The 18,230-nt window shown below is 52.5% G+C and carries 12 protein-coding genes and 2 pseudogenes; 10 read left to right on the top strand and 4 right to left on the bottom strand.

What is annotated here, in order from left to right; translation table 11 throughout:
• Positions 1-219: 219 nt before the first annotated feature.
• The 5 genes from BM331_RS09705 (at position 220) to BM331_RS09685 (ending at position 8,886) form a co-directional block, all read left to right on the top strand.
• A complete protein-coding gene (locus BM331_RS09705) occupies positions 220-2,520 on the top strand; it encodes a TonB-dependent siderophore receptor (RefSeq protein ID WP_074929168.1) in 2,301 nt (766 codons plus the stop codon).
• A 171-nt stretch (positions 2,521-2,691) separates the two neighbouring features.
• Positions 2,692-3,369 carry a class I SAM-dependent methyltransferase gene (locus tag BM331_RS09700; protein WP_074929166.1) on the top strand — a complete coding sequence of 226 codons (678 nt, stop codon included), beginning with the start codon at positions 2,692-2,694 and terminating at the stop codon, positions 3,367-3,369.
• A gap of 85 nt (positions 3,370-3,454) precedes the next feature.
• Positions 3,455-5,398, top strand: a complete 1,944-nt coding sequence (locus tag BM331_RS09695; RefSeq protein ID WP_074929164.1) for a pyridoxal-phosphate dependent enzyme — start codon at positions 3,455-3,457, stop codon at positions 5,396-5,398.
• 1 nt (position 5,399) lies between these two features.
• Positions 5,400-7,220 carry an asparagine synthase (glutamine-hydrolyzing) gene (asnB, locus tag BM331_RS09690; protein WP_074929162.1) on the top strand — a complete coding sequence of 607 codons (1,821 nt, stop codon included), beginning with the start codon at positions 5,400-5,402 and terminating at the stop codon, positions 7,218-7,220.
• 250 nt (positions 7,221-7,470) lie between these two features.
• Positions 7,471-8,886 (top strand): MFS transporter, encoded by a 1,416-nt coding sequence (locus tag BM331_RS09685; protein WP_256214892.1) that lies wholly within the window; start codon positions 7,471-7,473, stop codon positions 8,884-8,886.
• Positions 8,887-8,913: 27 nt separating this feature from the next.
• Here the strand turns inward: BM331_RS09685 and BM331_RS11475 are convergent.
• Positions 8,914-9,584, bottom strand: a pseudogene (locus BM331_RS11475) (IS5 family transposase).
• 223 nt (positions 9,585-9,807) lie between these two features.
• Here BM331_RS11475 and BM331_RS09670 point away from each other — a divergent pair.
• The gene (locus tag BM331_RS09670) at positions 9,808-11,076 is read left to right on the top strand and encodes a PepSY-associated TM helix domain-containing protein (protein ID WP_074929153.1); all 1,269 of its coding nucleotides are present in this window, start codon (positions 9,808-9,810) and stop codon (positions 11,074-11,076) included.
• A gap of 207 nt (positions 11,077-11,283) precedes the next feature.
• On the opposite strand, the pseudogene BM331_RS12260 reads toward BM331_RS09670, so the two are convergent.
• Positions 11,284-12,054 (bottom strand): annotated as a pseudogene (locus BM331_RS12260) (integrase core domain-containing protein); the annotation flags it as partial.
• 54 nt (positions 12,055-12,108) lie between these two features.
• Here BM331_RS12260 and BM331_RS12425 point away from each other — a divergent pair.
• The 3 genes from BM331_RS12425 to BM331_RS09650 all read left to right on the top strand — a co-directional run bounded on the left by BM331_RS12425 (position 12,109) and on the right by BM331_RS09650 (position 14,246).
• A complete protein-coding gene (locus BM331_RS12425) occupies positions 12,109-12,348 on the top strand; it encodes an IS630 transposase-related protein (protein WP_074929152.1) in 240 nt (79 codons plus the stop codon).
• Positions 12,349-12,361: 13 nt separating this feature from the next.
• The gene (locus tag BM331_RS11655; RefSeq protein ID WP_143100954.1) at positions 12,362-12,892 is read left to right on the top strand and encodes a hypothetical protein; all 531 of its coding nucleotides are present in this window, start codon (positions 12,362-12,364) and stop codon (positions 12,890-12,892) included.
• 190 nt (positions 12,893-13,082) lie between these two features.
• On the top strand, positions 13,083-14,246 hold the full coding sequence (locus BM331_RS09650; protein WP_256214890.1) for an amidohydrolase family protein: 1,164 nt from the start codon (positions 13,083-13,085) through the stop codon (positions 14,244-14,246).
• 101 nt (positions 14,247-14,347) lie between these two features.
• Here BM331_RS09650 and BM331_RS09645 read toward each other — a convergent pair whose 3' ends face one another.
• Both BM331_RS09645 and acs read right to left on the bottom strand, forming a co-directional pair.
• Positions 14,348-15,322, bottom strand: coding sequence for an MBL fold metallo-hydrolase (locus BM331_RS09645; protein ID WP_074929146.1), 975 nt, complete (start codon positions 15,320-15,322; stop codon positions 14,348-14,350).
• A gap of 17 nt (positions 15,323-15,339) precedes the next feature.
• Positions 15,340-17,307, bottom strand: a complete 1,968-nt coding sequence (gene acs, locus BM331_RS09640) for an acetate--CoA ligase (RefSeq protein WP_074929144.1) — start codon at positions 17,305-17,307, stop codon at positions 15,340-15,342.
• Positions 17,308-17,791: 484 nt separating this feature from the next.
• Between acs and rpsT the strand changes: the two genes are divergently transcribed.
• Positions 17,792-18,055: a 30S ribosomal protein S20 gene (gene rpsT, locus BM331_RS09635; protein WP_074929142.1), complete on the top strand. Its 264-nt coding sequence runs from the start codon at positions 17,792-17,794 to the stop codon at positions 18,053-18,055.
• The last annotated feature ends 175 nt before the right edge of the window (positions 18,056-18,230 follow it).

The following is an 18,230-nucleotide window of genomic DNA, read 5'->3' as shown; positions in this document are numbered from 1 at the left end:
TCACATTCCAAATCCTGCTTCTGTTCTGTATAACTTCTCCGCATTAAGTATACAGCTAGCTGTACATCGCCGATATCCATTATGAATGTCAGTCACGACATTGTGCTCAATTTTATCGCCAACACCACGACGAAAGCGGGTCTTAAAATCCAGGCCGACTCGATCGAGGTGAGTACCCAGCCGGAATCAAAATGATCAGGATGATCAGGAGAAAAAAGAATGGAAGAATCCTCTACCACCCTACTGTGGGTGCTCTTAGGAACGACTCTAAGCAATCCATTGTTTGGAGCTGAAGAAAACCGCGTAGTGAAAGAGGAGCAGGATGTGAGGGAAACGTCTGCTTTAGAACAAGGGCGGGCGCATCTGGCGCAGGGCATAAAGATGAGATCCGATTCCATAATGCAAGGACAGGAGACTGCAGATGGTCCCGAGGGAAAGGATGCTGGGCAGGTAGCTCGTGATGTAGAAGTGGCAGTACCCACTGGGTATGTCACGCAGTTGCCGGCGATGACAGTTACTGGCGCCCCTGCTTATCCCGAATCGAGTGGCTACACTACTAACCGCGCTAACAGCCTCACCAGGACGGATCTGCCTCTGAGCGACATCCCCGCCTCAATCCAAGTGGTACCGCATGAAGTGTTGCGCGACCGCGCAGTGACCCAGCCCGGCCAACTGCTAGAAAACGTCAGCGGTGTGCAGACCGAAGCCAGCTACGGTGGGAATCACGGAATGTTCTTCAATATACGCGGCTTCACGACCCACAGCAGCAGTCGCGATGGATTCCAATACAACGGCAACCTGGTTACCCGCGATGTGCAGAACATCGAACGGATCGAAGTGATGAAAGGGCCGTCCGGTACGCTCTATGGCGGCGTTGGTTCGCTAGGTGGCCAAGTTAACACGGTTTCAAAACGACCACTCTACTATAATTATGGTGCAATCAATCTGCTGTGGGGGAATTACCAGCAATGGCGACCGACCTTTGACATCAACCGCGTCCTGGGTAAGGGTTTTTCCGTGAGATTGAACGGTGCGTACGAGAACAACGGTACCTTTCGTGATGGTGGTGGATTCGAATCATATTCCCTAGCCCCGGCAATATCCTGGCAAGGGGAAAGAACCAGCGTCACGTTATTAGCGGAATACAATCGCTTCGACCAGGATCTATTCGACTTCGGCCTGCCTAATCTGCCGAATTTCCGTCACCTCTCCCGTACCCGTTACTTCGGGCTGCGTAAAGGAGACTACCCTGACCTTCCAGGCGATAGCGGACTCAACGAGACTTACGTAGGTACTGCTATCCTCCATCATCAGCTGAGCCAGACCTGGGGTCTTCGGATTGCCACACAGTACCATAGAGCCACTCAGGATTCGACCCAGTCCTTTCCTGACAACTACCTGTACACTGGCGACAATAAGCTACACTTCACCCATTACATGAATGGCCATGAGTGGTCCCGAGGACACGCTGTGCAAGCTGAGTTGCGCGGACAGGTCTATACTTGGAACTTTGAACACAATTTGCTGTTCGGCACGGAATACAGAAAGGTCGTAAACCGGTTTAACAATACCGACCAAACGGGTTTTGTCCTCGACCTGTTTGATCCTGGCATGCGCCCTGTTCATCACGAACCCATCATTCTGGGTGAAGGTTATAACGAGGGTCGGGGAGACGATATTGGAATTTATGCACAGGACCTATTGACACTGACATCTGCAGTGAAGCTGTTAGCCGGTCTTCGACTGGATCGTTTCCATAACGAAGCCAAGAGCAGCGGTTATACGAATAGCGCGAACCAGATGACGCTATCTTGGCAGGTCGGTGCGGTGTGGGAGTTAAATCCGACAGCTGCGTTGTTCACCCGTGTGGGTCGATCGCACTCGCCAAATATTACACGCAGCATCGATGCCAGCGTGTTTGACGCCGAAGTTGGTACCCAGAAAGAAATTGGTGCCAAATTTAACTTTTTTGACCGGCGACTGAACGCTACGCTAGCAGCCTACAAGCTAACCCGCCGTCACATTCTGACCAGCGATCCGAATGACCCCCTACGAAACATCCTTGCAGGACGTCAATCCAGCCACGGCTTCGAACTTGATGTCAGTGGTGAGTTGACACGGCGCTGGAAGGTAATTGCCAGCTATGCCTATACCCACGCCGAAGTGAAAGCGGATGGCTTCTTCCCAGTCGGCGATAAGCTGCCCGATGTGCCTCGGCACAGCGGCAATCTGTGGACGACCTACGAACCCGGTGGTGTTCTGCAAGGCCTCGGTGTGGGCGGTGGCATCTATGCTGCCTCATCGCGTCAGGCAACTCTACCGAATTCCCACAAACTGGGTGCCTACGTACGTATGGATACCACCGCCTACTACGACACTGGTAACTGGCGCACCCAGTTTAACGTCAACAATCTGTTCGACACCAAGTACTACTACGGCGGCGCGAGCGGCGTCTACAACTACGCCCTAATCCCCAATCCGCCGCGCACATTTTTACTAACGCTGTCTTACCGCTTATGAATCGGGTGCTGGTGTTTACTCGATTACGATCTGAATGAAACCGGCACCACTCTGCTTCCACATTCATCTCGGGGTGCGAATAGCATGGTGGATTCAAGCAAAGTCAGTCCCTTGATTCGGATTTTAGTACAGCAGGTAAGTATACAAAAACTACCAAAGGAGACATAACTCATGAAAATGATTGAACAGTGGTGGACTGAACCCGATGCTGGTGACCAGTCGATGGAGGACGAGCATGGCGAGTTCTGGGAGCGAGTTGCCTCGCAGACCTTTGACGTCAGCCTTACGGACAAAATCCTGCTGGATTTTGGTTGCAACCAGGGTGGATTCCTGCGCAAGCTGTACGACGAGCACGAATTCCGCCAGGCCGTTGGCGTCGATCTGGCCCGTAGTTCGATCGAAGTTGCCCGTTCGCGATGTGGTGATCGCCCGATCGAATACATTGCCACCGACACTATAGCCAATTTTGAGAGCCGGTTCGATATTGCCATCAGCACGGCGGTGATCTATCTGATAGAAGATCTGAGAGACCATGCTCAACAGATATACCGGGCACTGAAGCCTGGTGGTATCTATTTCGCCACACACCCGGACTACATGAACGCCGCCGCCGGTACCGAACTGCGAACGGCGATCAATCGCTTCGCCGCCATCAAGGTTAAGGAGCACACCCTGGATGATATCGCCGATGCCTTCATCGGGGTCGGCTTCAAGACCAGCATCAAGCGCATCGTGCCCAAGGGCTATACCTCGCTCTCCAAACCGAGCGCATGGTACCAGAAGGTTATTAACCATGTCGACGCGGAGTATGTCCACAACTATGCATTCCGCTGTGAGAAGGTACGATGAAAGAGACTGCGCAGATCTTTAGTGACCACCTTCTTGTGCAATTTTCACTCCCATCATCTTAAACAGGATTAGCGAGTTACGGACTATGAAAAACATTCATCTATCTGACAGCACCGTCGATCTAAAACGGCATATCCTGGAAGCTGGAGAACGCATACTCGCATTCGGTGCTTGTGGCCCGGAGAATGAGCAGTTTCATCAAGCCCGCTACAAGTTGTACTCCATCGCTAGCTCCGACGTATCGGTTAGCGACGCGAGCGTGATCGCCGCTGACGCGGACGTTCTTGCGCTAGCCCGCGACGTCTTTCCTATCTCCTGCGACGCTGGTGTTCTCGAAGAATGCCGGATTGCAGAAAATTTATTAGGGGAATCTAACCTGACCTTCGGCAAGATCTATCGCGCCTACCATGGACAAATCTATCAGGGCCTGATGGAGGACGAGCTGACCTGGCTCGAACGAGAAGGCCAGCTACGCTCCTGTACTGAATCTACTTATCCGCCCGCTGCTACTCAATGCTGTCGCATCGGCTACATAGGCGGTGGTGCGCTGCCGCTCCCGGCCATGCTGTTGGCGCAGCGACTCGGCTATCAGGTGGTGGTGTTGGATCCTCATACCAGATCCACCGCCTTCGCCACGGAGTTGATTGCCAAGGTGGGGTTGGACCATTTGGTCCGTGTGATTTGTGTCGATGGCAGTAAGTACGATTTCAGCGATTGCGACTTGGTGTTCGTGTCGAACTGGATCGCCGACAAGCAACCTTTGTTACGCCATCTGCGGAAGTTCACCAATATCCAGCACTTCATCTTCCGCAGCGCGCCCCGTAATAGCCTGGGTTTTATTATCAATGACATGATTGATCCCAATCGTGTCTGCGAGCATGGTTTCAGGTTCCGACATCAGACAGAGAAACGACCAGGCCTCTCCCTGATCTCGCTGATATTCAGCCTGCTGAGTCAATCGGAAGCTACCGAATCGACAGAGACCATCCGTCGTGCCGATGACGAGCCAGCCAAGATGGCTACTAGCAGGAAACGACTGGTGGTCGATTCGATCACCGATCTGATCGGTAATACGCCGATCTTGAAATTGAATCCAGCCAAGACTAGCCTGACGAATATCGACTTGTACGCCAAGCTCGAGCACCTCAACCCGTTCGGCTCGATCAAGGATCGGACGGCATGGGCAATGCTACGCCCACACTTGGGCACTCTGCAGTCCAGTAACAAGCAGCTGTTGGAGCTATCGAGCGGCAATGCAGCGCGTGCACTTCAGGCAGTGGCATCTATCTATGGCAGCGCCCTTGAGACCATTACCAACCGTATCCGTATTCAGGAGATGCGCCGCATGCTGGTGGTACAGGGCGCCAAGGTTTCACCGATGGCGGGAGACGTCGACCCCACCGATGCCATGGCAGCCTTGCTGTACGTCGATGCGCGCGCATACGAACAGCGCGATCGTTATCTCTATACCGATCAATACCGCAATCCCAACAATGACTGCACCCACTACGCCACCACGGCGCGGGAGATCCTGGAGGATCTCGGGCCGGTCGACTACTTTTTTGCACCAGTCGGCACTGCGGGTTCCAGTATCGGTATCGGCCGGCGCCTTCGGGAAGCGAACGAGAAATTGAAAGTGTCCGGTATCGTTTCGACCAAGGACAGCGCCATCCCCGGCATCCGTCACATGGATGAGATGTTCTACGTCGGCCCCTTTGAGGAACAAAAGTATGACCAGTTAGTTGGCATCACGGCGAGCGAGGCACTTGATGGCATGCTCGCCCTAATCCGTGACTATGGAGTGATGGCAGGCCCTTCCAGTGGCGCCACCTATCTAGCTGCACTGCGCTACCTGCGAGCCATTGATGCCAAGCAGACAGAGCGCAAGAGCGCTGTAATCATCATCTGCGATCGGGTGGAACTGTATCTGAGTTGGATCGAGCAGATGCGTCCCGCGCTGTTCGAGGATTATGAGGCACCCGAGGCAGAGCACGCCACCGTTGCAACCTCTGCGACACTGGGGGCTTGAGATGAGCGGAATCGCTGGGTTCGTTGGGCGCGAGACTCCGGCGGCCTTGCGCATTAGGGTAGTCGAGGACATGGTGCGAACCGATGCCATGCAACGGCGCGGGCCGGACAGCCGAGGTACGGTGGTCGCGGATGAACGGGTCGTACTGGGCAATACTCGTCTGCGCGTGACCGATATACACAATTCTGAGGCAGACATGCCAATGCAGAGTGCCGACGGCATGCTGACCCTGACCTTCAACGGTGAAATTTACAATCATCTCGATCTGCGACGCTTGTGTCCGGACTATCACTTCCGTACCAAATCGGATACCGAGAGCCTGCTTGCCATCTACCAACGTCATGGCCTGGACATGCTAAGCATGCTCGAGGGCATGTTTGCCTTCTGTCTGCACGATCGGTCGGCCAGACGAACGCTGCTGGCTGTGGATCCAACGGGACAAAAGCCACTGTACTACACGCTTGGGGCCGGGGACGAACTGTATTTTGCCTCGGATATTGAGACCATTTTGCGTATCCCTCATCTCAACTTCAGCTGGGACCGCGAAGGTTTGGCCCAGGCCGCAGGCATCATGTTCGTATTTGGCCCCCATACTCATATCCGCGAGATCAAGAAGCTTGAGGCTGGATGTTGCCTGGTCGTCGAACAGGGTGAACGCCCGCGTCATCGGCGCTATCACAAGATCGTCATCGGTGATGAATTGCAACAGGATGTCACCGCAATCACCGAACGTATTCGGGACGCAGTGGCTGCAGGCTGCACACGCTGTTTCGACCTGGAGGTTCCGTATGCCTATTTATTAAGCGGCGGCATTGATTCGTCCAGCGTGGTAGCCCGAGCTAGGAGCCAGGGCTTGGAACTGCACACCTATGCTATCGGTTTTCCCGAATCTGGGTTGAGGGCAGGTGCCATCATGCATAACGAGTTCAGCTACTCTCGGCTGGTGGCCGAAGCCTTCGGCACGGAGCACCGGGAAATTGAGGTGACGAGCCAGATCTATTGCGAGGCCATGGACCGTTGGTGGTCGCTGTGCTGCGAACCGAATGGTGCACCCGAGGCGGTCTGTCTGTTCCTGCTGCTCGAGCAAATCGCCGCCGACGGTCATCGCGTGGCGTTTTGTGGCAGCGGGCCGGACGAGGTATTCGATGGTTACAGTCATGGACACAGGCTGAAAACCACCCCCTCGAGGCTGGTAGCGGGTGCCTATTTCGATTATTTCAATGCGGTGGGGGATATCGACCTCGGGCAACTGATGCTTGAGGTCGATGCCCGCGCCGCCTTCATTTCCGCCGTGCAGCCCTATCTCGATCTGTACGCACATGATACGCAGGACAGCCAACAGCTCACTTGCCTGCTCGATTATCACGGCGAGTGCGTAGTCTCTGAATATCGTCAGATAGACATGGCCAGCATGGCGCACAGCATTGAAGTCAGAATCCCACTAGCTGACCAGCAGGTCATTCAAAGTGCGTTTTCCTTTCTACCGAGGCTCAAGCACTATGAGGATTCGGAAAAATGGATCTTCAAGCAGGCGATGTCACCCTGGCTCCCTAGCGCAATCTCGAGCCGAAAGAAGATCGGCTTTCCAGTGCCGCAGATGGTATATGCGTCGCCCGAGTTTGAGGCGCGGATGGAGAGTTCGCTGGAGCCGGATAGCGGCCTTGATAAGCTTGGTCTGTTTGACATGGCCTATCTCCGACGGGCTTGGCGCGAGCGAGGGAGCCGTGGCTATGACATCTTCTACCGCTTGCACGGTATGGATGTCATAGCACGCCGCCACTCGTCTTACCTAAGTCCCAAAGATCCGACGGCATACCAGTGATAAATACCGCTCAATTCAGCATAAATGGAGGCACCCAGAAAGACCAGCTCGATCTGATGTCAGTGATGTCTACGTTATCCCTATGCGGATTACGACACCGACGGCAGGTCGAGGCTGAACCTCTGGCGATCCAACTTTACCAGAGACGGCTGCCTAGGCTGGCTATTCCGTGTCCAGCATAGCGGCCAAGGCCACGCGGCGCGAATGGATCGGCTTAGCAGTAATCGCCCTGCCATGTCTGCTGTACTCCATGGATCTGACGATCATGACCTTGGCACTACCGACCATCAATGTAGCGCTGAATGCCACTAACGCACAGATGTTATGGATGGTGGATATCTATGGCTTCATGGTTGCCGGCTTCCTGATCACCATGGGTACTATCGGCGACCGCATCGGGCGACGGCGACTGTTATTGATTGGTGCAGCGGCTTTTGGCATTGTCTCGATCCTCGCTGCACTGGTCAAAAGTGCCGGCACCTTGATTCTTCTTCGTGCCTTGCTCGGAGTGGCCGGCGCAACGTTGGCGCCGTCCACGCTCTCGCTGATTCGCAACATGTTTCACAACAAGAACGAACGGACGACAGCTATCGGCATCTGGATGGCTAGCTTCTCGGCCGGAGCAGTGATTGGCCCCTTGCTGGGCGGGATACTGATTACACATTTTCATTGGAGCTCGATATTTCTCATCTCCGTACCTGCGATGTTGCTGTTGTTGGCACTGGGTCCCTGGCTGCTGCCTGAATATCGCGATCCGGCCCCGGGCCGTGTCGACCTGTGTAGCGTACTGTTATCGCTAGGCGCCGTATTGGCTGTTGTGTACGGTATGAAAGAGGGGGCAGGACAAGGGCTGAGTTGGTCGCCTGTTTTGTCGCTGCTCGTTGGTGTGGCGTTGGCTGGAGTATTTCTGCATCGTCAGACGCGACTGGCCTATCCCATGGTGGATCTGCAGCTGTTCAGCAGGCCTGGCTTTTCTGCGGCCATGCTCAGCTACGCATTCGGCTTCTTTGTGTTGTTCGGACTCTCAATCCTTCTGACCCAGTATCTGCAACTAGTGCTCGATCTTTCGCCATTCAAGGCCGCCTGCTGGCTTGCGCCCTGGGGGGGCGCCTTCATGATTGGCTCCGCCACGGCACCGCGCATCGCACGCTATTGGCATCCCCGCCGCATCACCACCTGTGGCCTGCTGCTGTCGGCATTGGGATTTGCCCTGTTGACGCAAGTAGGTGGTTCGTCTGACAAGGAAGTAATTATTACCGGGACAGTGATGCTGGCGCTGGGGCTGACACCGCTGTTCACCTTCAGCGTCGAGCTAATCATCGCCCAAGCCCCTTCGGAGCGGGCGGGGGCTGCGGCAGCATTGTCCGAGACAGGCTCCGAACTCAGTGGTGCGCTGGGCATCGCCCTGTTGGGCAGCCTCGCTAGCCTGATCTACCGCATGGAGTTTTCTCCTGAATCATTATCGGGCGTGCCCGAAGACGCTCTTACGTACGCAAATGGTTCCCTGAGCGCGGCGGTCGCCATCGCTGACAAATTACTGGAACCCGCAAGGATCGAGTTGCTTACTGTCTCACGGCACGCATTTACCGCCAGCATGCAATTCATTTCCGCAACGTCGATGCTGATCGTACTGGTGGCGGCGCTGATTTCCTGCCGCACATCTTGAGTCGCGGCAAACGAGCTTAGAGCCTGTTCAAAATCTTTTAAGCAAAAGAGTCCAGAATGCCAGATAAATGAATTGCAAGCTGGTATTGAGTTTACGCTCGCAGTTTTTCCACAGCCGTCGACTTTTCTTTAGCCAGGCAAATTCGCTCTACCACTCAACGCTTGGGATAACGGCGAAGGTATGCAATTCACTGCGCTTGGCAATCTGCACCGTGACAAGTTTACCCAGAATTTCTCGCACGCCTTCGGCAAATGGTTCTCCGGTATAGCCGCTGTCGCACAGCAGACTTTGTATTTTCCCCAAGCTCGGCCTACAGTGCTCCAAAGCTTGCAACGCCCCTTTGCGGTCAGTCACTTCCGCCATCGTCACCGCAACGGCATGCGGCAAACCTTGGGTATCTACCACGATATGACGTTTGATGCCCGATACCTTCTTGCCCGCCGTGTCCGTGTTCTTTACACTCTGCGCGTCCACGATCAAGAGCGTGCTGCAAGCGTTGCGCCCCTGTCTGGTACGAACCTTGCCAACGGATTTTTTAGCGCCGGCTTCAGCACAGGCTCACTCCCTCCGCATTCGGCTCGCTCCAGATCGTGAAGTATGCATGCACCGTGCGCCATTTCGGAAAACCATCTGGTAACAGACAGGCGCAATTGCTCAAACTGTTCGCGACTAATGTCGCTCGGATAGTGTTTTCCCATATTGCGGATACTTGATTAAGAGTAACTTTTGAGAGGGTTACCCTATTTCTGATCGCTACTGATAAAGTTATTTGATGTTATACCCAATCGAGAATGCGACAATTTGTCGCATTCTCGGTTAGCAGATTTGAAGGGATAATTGTTATTAAGGTATGAAAAGCGATGATAAGCAGTGTATAGGTGCCACTGTAAGGTTAAATTTTGTTAAACAAGGTTATTTATTATGACCGCATTAAAACGTTCTTTCTGGGTTTGGCTGCACCGCTGGGCAGGGTTGTTCATGGCTGGTTTTTTGATTATCGTGGGGGCGACGGGCAGTTTACTGGCGTTCTATCCAGAGCTGGAACGCCTGATCAATCCTCAGTTTTACCCCGAGCAGAGCCTGGCTAATAAACTGGATATTGCGGCACTGGCTGAGCTTGCGCAGCAGCGAGTCCCGCATGGCCGGGTCGATTGGGTCGTTGTAGAAGGTAATCAGCATGCTACTGTAGTCAGTATGAGCGCACGTTCGGATGAAAGCGGTCAATCGAGCGAACTCGGGTTCAACCAGCTGATTCTCAACTCGTACACCGGTGAAGAACTGGGGCGGCGCCAGTTTGGAGCGATTTCCGAAGGGATGATCAACTTCATGCCTTTTGTTTACAAGTTGCACTACGAACTGGCATTAGGCAAGTTCGGATTATGGGTATTGGGCATTTGTGCGCTGATCTGGACGATCGATTGTTTTGTCGGGTTTTATCTGACCCTGCCGCAGCGGTGCAGACAATCCACGAAATCCGCCCCTGATCAGAACACCTGGTGGCAACGCTGGCAGCCGGCCTGGAAAATTCGCTGGCAATCGAGCAGTTACAAACTCAATTTTGATTTGCATCGCGCCAGTGGCTTATGGCTGTGGCTGATTTTGCTCACTTTTGCTTGGTCCAGCGTCTACATGAATCTGTGGGATACCGTGTATACCTGGACCACTCGCGCAGTGATGGAATATAAGACACCTGAGACTGAACTGGAGAAACGGGATGTCCCTCTGGCAGAAGCTGAGATAGGCTGGCGGCAGGCGCAATCCATCGGTGAAAAACTGATGGCTAAGCAGGCAGAAAAATATGGTTTTGCGATCGAGCGGGTTATTGCGTTGGGGTTGAATCGTATGAATGGGACTTACCTATATATGGTTCGCAGCTCAAAGGATATTCAAAACAAGCGAGGAGGAACGAGCGTATTTTTTGATGCCAATTCCGGTGAACTCAAATTGGTGTTGCTGCCGAGCGGTCAGTACAATGGCAATACAGTGACCACTTGGCTTACTGCGTTGCACATGGCCAATGTGTTCGGATTGCCATATCGTATCTTTGTCTGTGTGCTCGGCCTGGTCATAGTCATGCTGTCAGTAACCGGCATCATTATCTGGATGAGAAAACGGGCAGCACGCCTCAGCCCGAAAAATCATCAGCATGATTCGCGTTACCTGGGGCCATCGATACATCGTCATCCGTAGTCATCTCCGGAGAGGAAAATTGATCCGTTTCAAATGGACTGTCGTGCTGGGTTTGATAATTCTGATCGGCGGCTGTAATACAGTACCGGCACGGTAGGAGAACAGGCTTGATGTTTCCGTTCTCGCTGTGTGGAGTGCTTCTGCAAATACTCCTCCTCTTGCAGGACAGAAATGGGTGGAATCGTTCAATGATCTGGTACATGTATTCATGTCAAGTCCCGGTTGGTTATAAACGTTTTTCTTGAACGATTCAGGTTTTTGGGTGTGCCGGTTTTAGGTGATATGTGTTTGAGTGCGCGTTGAGGGATCAAGTGGTTGTAGTTCTTAACGTATTGATTGAGTGTGGTTTCCAGATCTGCAGCCGATGCGGACGGGTTTGATTGATCATTTTGCTGATTCTGGCATTGAATCACTCGACCATGCCATTAGTCTGCGGGTGGCGCGGCAGACATAGACGGTGTTCGATATGGAGGGTTTTGCAACGCATATCAAACTTGTGGGTTCCTGCAGGTTCGTGTTCTTTGCTGGTGAAACGATCCGTGAACTGGCTGCTGTTATCGGTGAGCAGCGTGTGGCACGATCAATAGCCACGAACAGATAACGCCTATGGTTTTCATCGGGCATCTGTGGAGGTACCTGATGTCCATGTGCAAGAAGCCAGGCTCGTAATCTGAAGATCTTGAACGTAGGCCTGATTTCTCCCGCATCGGCCAGCGCCTTGGCCTGGAGCGCTCGCAAACTGGCTACACCATGCCGACGCAGGTATCGATCCAGGCCGGCGCGCGAAACAGCCGGATTGATGAATTCCCGAACCACTGCGATCAGATCGTCGAGCGGCAGCAGCACCATACAACGCAACTCCACTACAATGGCTTCCTGAGCAGGCGTCAGTGTCGTATGCGGACGATGTGAAAGATCTTCAGCGCTCTCACGGTGCTTCCACTTACGTACCGTCGCTTGGCTGATGTTGTATAGTTGATCCCAAAATAAATCAGACTTACGCTATTCTCCCCCTTGAACCTGGAGCAAGTTATGGCCTATAGCGAGGACTTGAAGCAAAGGGTGGTGTCGTTTGTGGCTGCTGGCGGTAGCAAGAAAGAGGCGGCGCAGCTGTTTGCGGTGGCGCGCTCGACCGTCTTCGTGTGGCTGGGCCAGCCACCTGATCACCAAAGGCGCAAGCCTGGGTCCAGGACAGGCCACAAGCAAGATCGATCGTACCAAGCTCAAGCTGGCTCAGCTCATCGAGGCGCAACCCGGCCTACTGCAGCGTGAGATGGTCCAGATCATGGGTGTGAGCCTCAATGGCATTAGCCGCGCGCTCATGGCCATGGAGGTCACGCGTACGAGCAAGCCTTCAGCCCGGCAGCCGCCCTTAAGCGCAAGAAATACCTGCTGCGCCACTGGCGAGCGCACCTCAAGAGGTGCCCACTGGTGTACTTGGATGAAACCGGCTTTGTGCCCCCAGCAGCCATCGCTCGCATGGCTGGGCACGCAGGGGGCAGAAGATCCATGGCCTGCAAAACAGCCAGCAAAGACCCCGCACCAGCCTCATTGGCGGCTATCTCGATCACCAGCTGATTGCGCCCATGCTGCTGCCCGAGTTGCAATCATCTGGGTCAGGCAGAAGAATGTTAAAGATTTTTCCGTAGCAGTGATTGCATCGCTTGCGATGTTGTCTCTGGTACGTTTGCTGCCCGATGAAACATTCTGGTGCGAATATGCGCATCAGCAGATCGGCACCGTTCTCTGCAGCTCTTGCTTCACTGTAATCAACCCGGATTCAGCTTGTCATACAGCGCGCCGGGAAAAACGGTGAGGAGATAGTCGAATCGATAGGGGAGAATTTTTTTATGATGGCCGCGCTTGCGGTGCTGGCGGATCTTATTGACTCATATGATTGTTGAAAAATACCCATTGTCAATCAGGGATGGAAAATGAGGATACAAAACGTTACCGATGTTTTTTCTAATTATATGCAGCATGTTTGCTGTTTCCAGGTTGCGGTAATGATGGCGATATTTTTTTCCGTGCAGGTTTATGCACAGGAAACCAGCCCTTCATCTTTATTGTTGCACGCTGCGCGGGTTTTTGACGGAAATGAAATGCACAGTGGTTTGTCGGTACTGGTGAAAGATGGGCATATTGCAAAAATCGAGCCGCGTCATTCATTCAAGGCGGGTGATGCATCAACTGATATTGATCTGGGCGATGCAACCTTGTTACCAGGGTTTATCGAATTACACGCACATTTGACTTTTCGGAAAGTGCCGGCAGATATCGTATTGAGACATGGAGTGACCACGGTGCGGGACGTGGGCGGGCCTGTTCATCAACCTTATGGCGGGGATGGTAGTCTGCGTGTGCTTACTTCGGGCCAGATTATTACTGCACCGCATGGGTACCCGATTGTTACGATGGGTGCCAGGGATCTGGCGATTCCCGTTGCCAGTGAAGCTGAGGCGCGTGAGGCTGTGCGTCGCCTGATTAGCCAGGGAGCGGTAATCATCAAGATTGCACTTGAACCCGGCAGCGAAGCAGGTGCTCCCTGGTCTTCTCACCATGATCACGCGCATGCTGCCCCACATGGCCAGTCGGCATGGCCCATGTTGCGGGAGTCCATTGTTAAGGCTGTTGTCGATGAAGCCCACCGGCATCAGCGTAAGGTGTCGGCTCATGTGGCGGAGCCATCAGGTATACAGGTGGCGTTGAACGCCGGGGTCGATGAATGGGCGCACATGCCTTGTAACCGGATTCCTAAATCATTGCTAAAACAGGCCAGGGCGCAGAATGTCACCATCATCAGTACGATCGATACCCTCTCAAAATGTGGCGGGATTGCCCACAATACGACTGTCTGGTCAGAACTCGGCGGTGAGTTGCTCTATGGGACGGAAATTGCTCACCCTGATATTCCCTGGGGGATCGATGCGCAAGAGCTGATGTACCTGATGCATTTGGGGAAGATGAAGCTGTTGGATGCCCTGAGAGCTGCGACAGCTAAGGCTGGCCAGTATCTTGGTATTCCCTTGTTGGGGACGATACAGCCCGGGGCTCCGGCTGATCTGATTGCAATCCGAGGTGACCCCGAGCAACATCTGAAACGGCTGGAATATCCTGATCTGGTGATCTCCGGCGGGCAGGTTATCGTTAACTATTTTGACCCACAGTAAGTAGGGTACTCCGGATAAATCATCCGTTAAGTGCATTAACTTTGCTGCGGGAAGATTATAGAGGGATACAGGTTTGTGCAGCAGGCGGACAGCTTATTGGATTAGCCTGCAACCTGGTCTGGTTGCCTGAGAGTCTGTTCCAGCCAGATTTCAAGTCCCTGTGCATTGAGTCTGATATCGGTTTGCAGTAGCGAGAGAGCAGCGTCCCGAGTGAGGGCGCACTGATGGGCGGTCAGCCGCTCCCAGAGAAAATCCTGTAATGCTTTCATGATGAAGGGTTGCCTATCTGGAATTTCTGCGGCTTGCTGTACGATACTGACAAAGGCATCGATGAGTGCGTGCATTTGTGATGCATGGTGCAGAAGGTTGCGGATGCGCCCGTAATGTGTGAGAAATGCTTGTTTCGGGCGCAACGCCATGAGCCGGTTAATGGAAGCATGTGCGGCTTCAGGGTCAAACTGCACTGGTGAAGTGGTTGGAAAAACGAATTCCAGTCCGTTGGCATCGAGTTCACGATACGACACACCAAAGGTGTCGCCAGTGAAGATGGATGCGCTGCGGGCATCATGAATGCAATAATGGTGCCGCGCATGTCCGGGGGTATCCAACAATCGCAGTGGGCGGCCGTTCAGTTCGATCAGGGTGTCATCAGGTGCTTCGATGATACGACCGACAGAGATCGGCCGGATTTCACCATAGACACGCCGGAATTCCGATTCACCGTATACGGCCATGACACCAGCAATCAGCTTGACAGGGTTGGCCATATGTGATGCGCCACGCGGATGTACCACCAGTCTGGCATTGGGTAGCTGCTGCATGAATTCACTAGCGCCACCAGCATGATCAAGGTGGATATGAGTGAGAAAGATATAGTCGATCTGTTCAGGGGTAATTTGTTTGTGCGCTAGCGCTGCCATGACGCCGGGAACCGAGAAACGGGTGCCGGTATCTACCAAGGCGGCTTTATCTCCTTCCGTGATCAGATGGATGGCAGCACGGCCCGGACGGTGGTAGCGGGCATCGATGACGCTGATGCCGTCCGGATAATCGATGATGGCTGGGAGTTGTTCCATAAATTGACAGATTCCGGTTATATCGTTTGACTGAGTTGTTCGAGAATCATCGGATTTTCCAGTGTTGAAATGTCTTGAGTAATGGTTTCGCCTCTTGCCAGGGTCCGCAGGAGACGTCGCATGATCTTGCCGGAACGCGTTTTAGGCAGATTCTCACCAAACCGAATTTCTTCGGGTCTGGCAATTGCGCCAATCTCGCTGGAAACCCATTCGCGCAAAGTTGCGGCAATTTCGGCGGCTTGTTGGTCGTCAGGTAATTTTCCCCTGAGGACAACGAATGCTACAATCACTTCCCCCTTGATCTCATGTGGTTTTCCGACAACAGCTGCTTCTGCAACCAGAGGATGCGCTACCAGTGCAGATTCGATTTCCATGGTGCCCAGGCGATGCCCGGAGACATTTAAAACGTCATCAATCCGTCCCATGATCCATAAGTAGCCGTCCTGATCGCAGTGAGCCGAATCCCCCGCAACATAATAACGGCCACCAGCAATATCTGCCGGGAAATAGGTATTCCTAAAACGTTCAGGGTCGTTCCACAGAGTGCGCAGCATTGAGGGAAAGGGGCGCTTGATAACTAAAAAACCGCCTTTTCCCTGTTTTACCGGAAGCCCCGTTTCATCTACCACTGCTGCATCAATGCCAGGTAATGGAAGCGTACAGGAGCCTGGTTTGGTTGGTATCGCACCAGGAATAGGGGCGATCATGTGACTGCCGGTTTCAGTCTGCCACCAGGTATCAACAACCGGGCAGCGTGACTGACCAACGATTGTGTAATACCACATCCATGCTTCCGGGTTAATCGGCTCACCAACTGATCCAAGCAGACGCAGTGAAGAGAGATCATATTTCTCAGGTAAATCAGGGCCTAGCTTGATCAGTGAGCGGATAGCAGTGGGCGCGGTATAAAAGGTTGTGACTCTGTGTTTCTGGATGATTTCCCAGAATCGCCCGGCATGGGGATAGGTTGGAGTTCCCTCAAAAATTACCTGGGTTGCCCCAATTGCAAGCGGTCCGTAAGTAACGTAGCTATGTCCGGTAACCCAGCCCACATCAGCTGTACACCAGAATATGTCGTCTGGATGATAGTCAAATACCCACTGCATGCTGACTATCGCTCCAAGTAGATAGCCGGCTGAGGAATGCTGTACTCCTTTCGGTTTTCCGGTTGATCCTGAGGTGTAGAGTGTAAATAAAGGGTGTTCGGCATTGATCCATGTCGGCTCGCATTCATCAGATTGGTCGGCGACGAGGTTGTGCCACCAGTGGTCTCGTTCTGGCTGCCAGGGGATATCAGTACCGGTATGCTGAAAAACAACAACACTATGTACTGAAGCTGTATCGCCCATTGCTAATGCCTCGTCTACAGTTACTTTCAGCGCATGGCGTTTGCCCCCGCGAGTTTGCTCATCTGCAGTGATTACAGCAGACGCACCGGCATCAATGATACGTTCATATACACTTTTCGCCGAAAAACCGCCGAATACTACTGAGTGAATTGCGCCAATGCGCGCACATGCCTGCATGGCAACCACGGCTTCAATCCGCATGGGCATGTAAATGACGATGCGATCGCCCTGACGGATTCCGAGTGCTTTCAATCCGTTAGCAAAACGGCATACCTGCTGGTGTAACTCACGGTAGCTGCAGCGTATTACTTCACCTTCATCAGATTCAAAAATGATCGCGGTTTTGTTGGCATTTGTTGTCAGGTGCCGATCAAGACAGTTCCACGAGATATTCAGTTCGCCATCATCGAACCATTTATAAAAAGGTGGATCGGTGTCATCAAGAATACGAGTGAAAGGTTTGTGCCAGGTAATGTACTGTTTTGCAAGTTTTGCCCAGAAGCCGGTGTAATCACGTTCAGCTTCCTGGCGTAGGACTTCATAGGTTTTCATCCCGGCAACATTGGCCTGCCTGACAAATTCATTGGCAGGGGGAAATATTCGATTTTCACGCAAAATAGATTCAATTGTAGCCATATTGCTCCCCGTTTAGCAGACTAACGCTCCAGTAAGAACCTGTTCAATATCTCATTGAATGGTGCATTACGGTGTTGAAATTGGATTCAAAATGCTCACATATTTCAAGTATGTTCTGCTTTCTCGTTCAATCTTGCCTTGCACTGCATCCCTTGATTGAGACCTTGAACAGGTTCTAAGAAAAGTGCTTAATTGTATCATTCGCCCCTTTTATTCGTATATCTTACGAAAAGAAGGTTCGGGAGCTGAAGGCCATAAAAAAGATGTTCAACACTTGGAAAATGAAGCGAAATGAGCTGAATTAAAGTAATTTATGCTTGATGCAATTCATATAATTTCCCATTCAAAATGAATTATCCGGTGTGTATTTCGGCTGAATTGTGTAACCGATCTTTGCAATAAGCTGGAAATGAAAGTAAAATCGCGCGGTTCGAAGCATTGATGAGCAGCGTATTAAAAATTTAACAGGGAATAAAAGAATCATATGGCAAATACAGCACAAGCTAAAAAGCGGGTGAGGCAAAATATCAAGCAGCGTGAGCGAAACTCTGGATTGCGATCCAAGCTACGCACCGCGATTAAAAGCGTCAGAAAGGCAATAGTGGCTGGTGACAAAAGTCTGGCCGAGACTGTATTCAGAAAATCAGCAAGTGTTATTGACTCGATCGCAAGCAAAGGAATAATCCACAAAAATAAAGCATCAAGACATAAGAGTCGTCTTTCTGGTGCAGTTAAGGCAATGGGTTGAGTTACTGAGACTGAAGCCTGCGCATCAGAAAAATTTCCAGAAATGGAAATATAAAATGTTGATAAAACAGCTATAAAGGAGAGAGAGATGAGACTAGGGGAGTATTTGAAGGGGATGCTGCTATGTGCGGGCCTGCTGCTGATTGGGCCGGTACAGGCGGACATATCGACGGTGC

This window comes from Nitrosomonas eutropha (assembly GCF_900116685.1).
Lineage (GTDB): Bacteria > Pseudomonadota > Gammaproteobacteria > Burkholderiales > Nitrosomonadaceae > Nitrosomonas > Nitrosomonas eutropha_A.
Note: the sequence above shows the minus strand (reverse complement) of the source record. Positions and strands in the feature narration are given on the sequence as shown.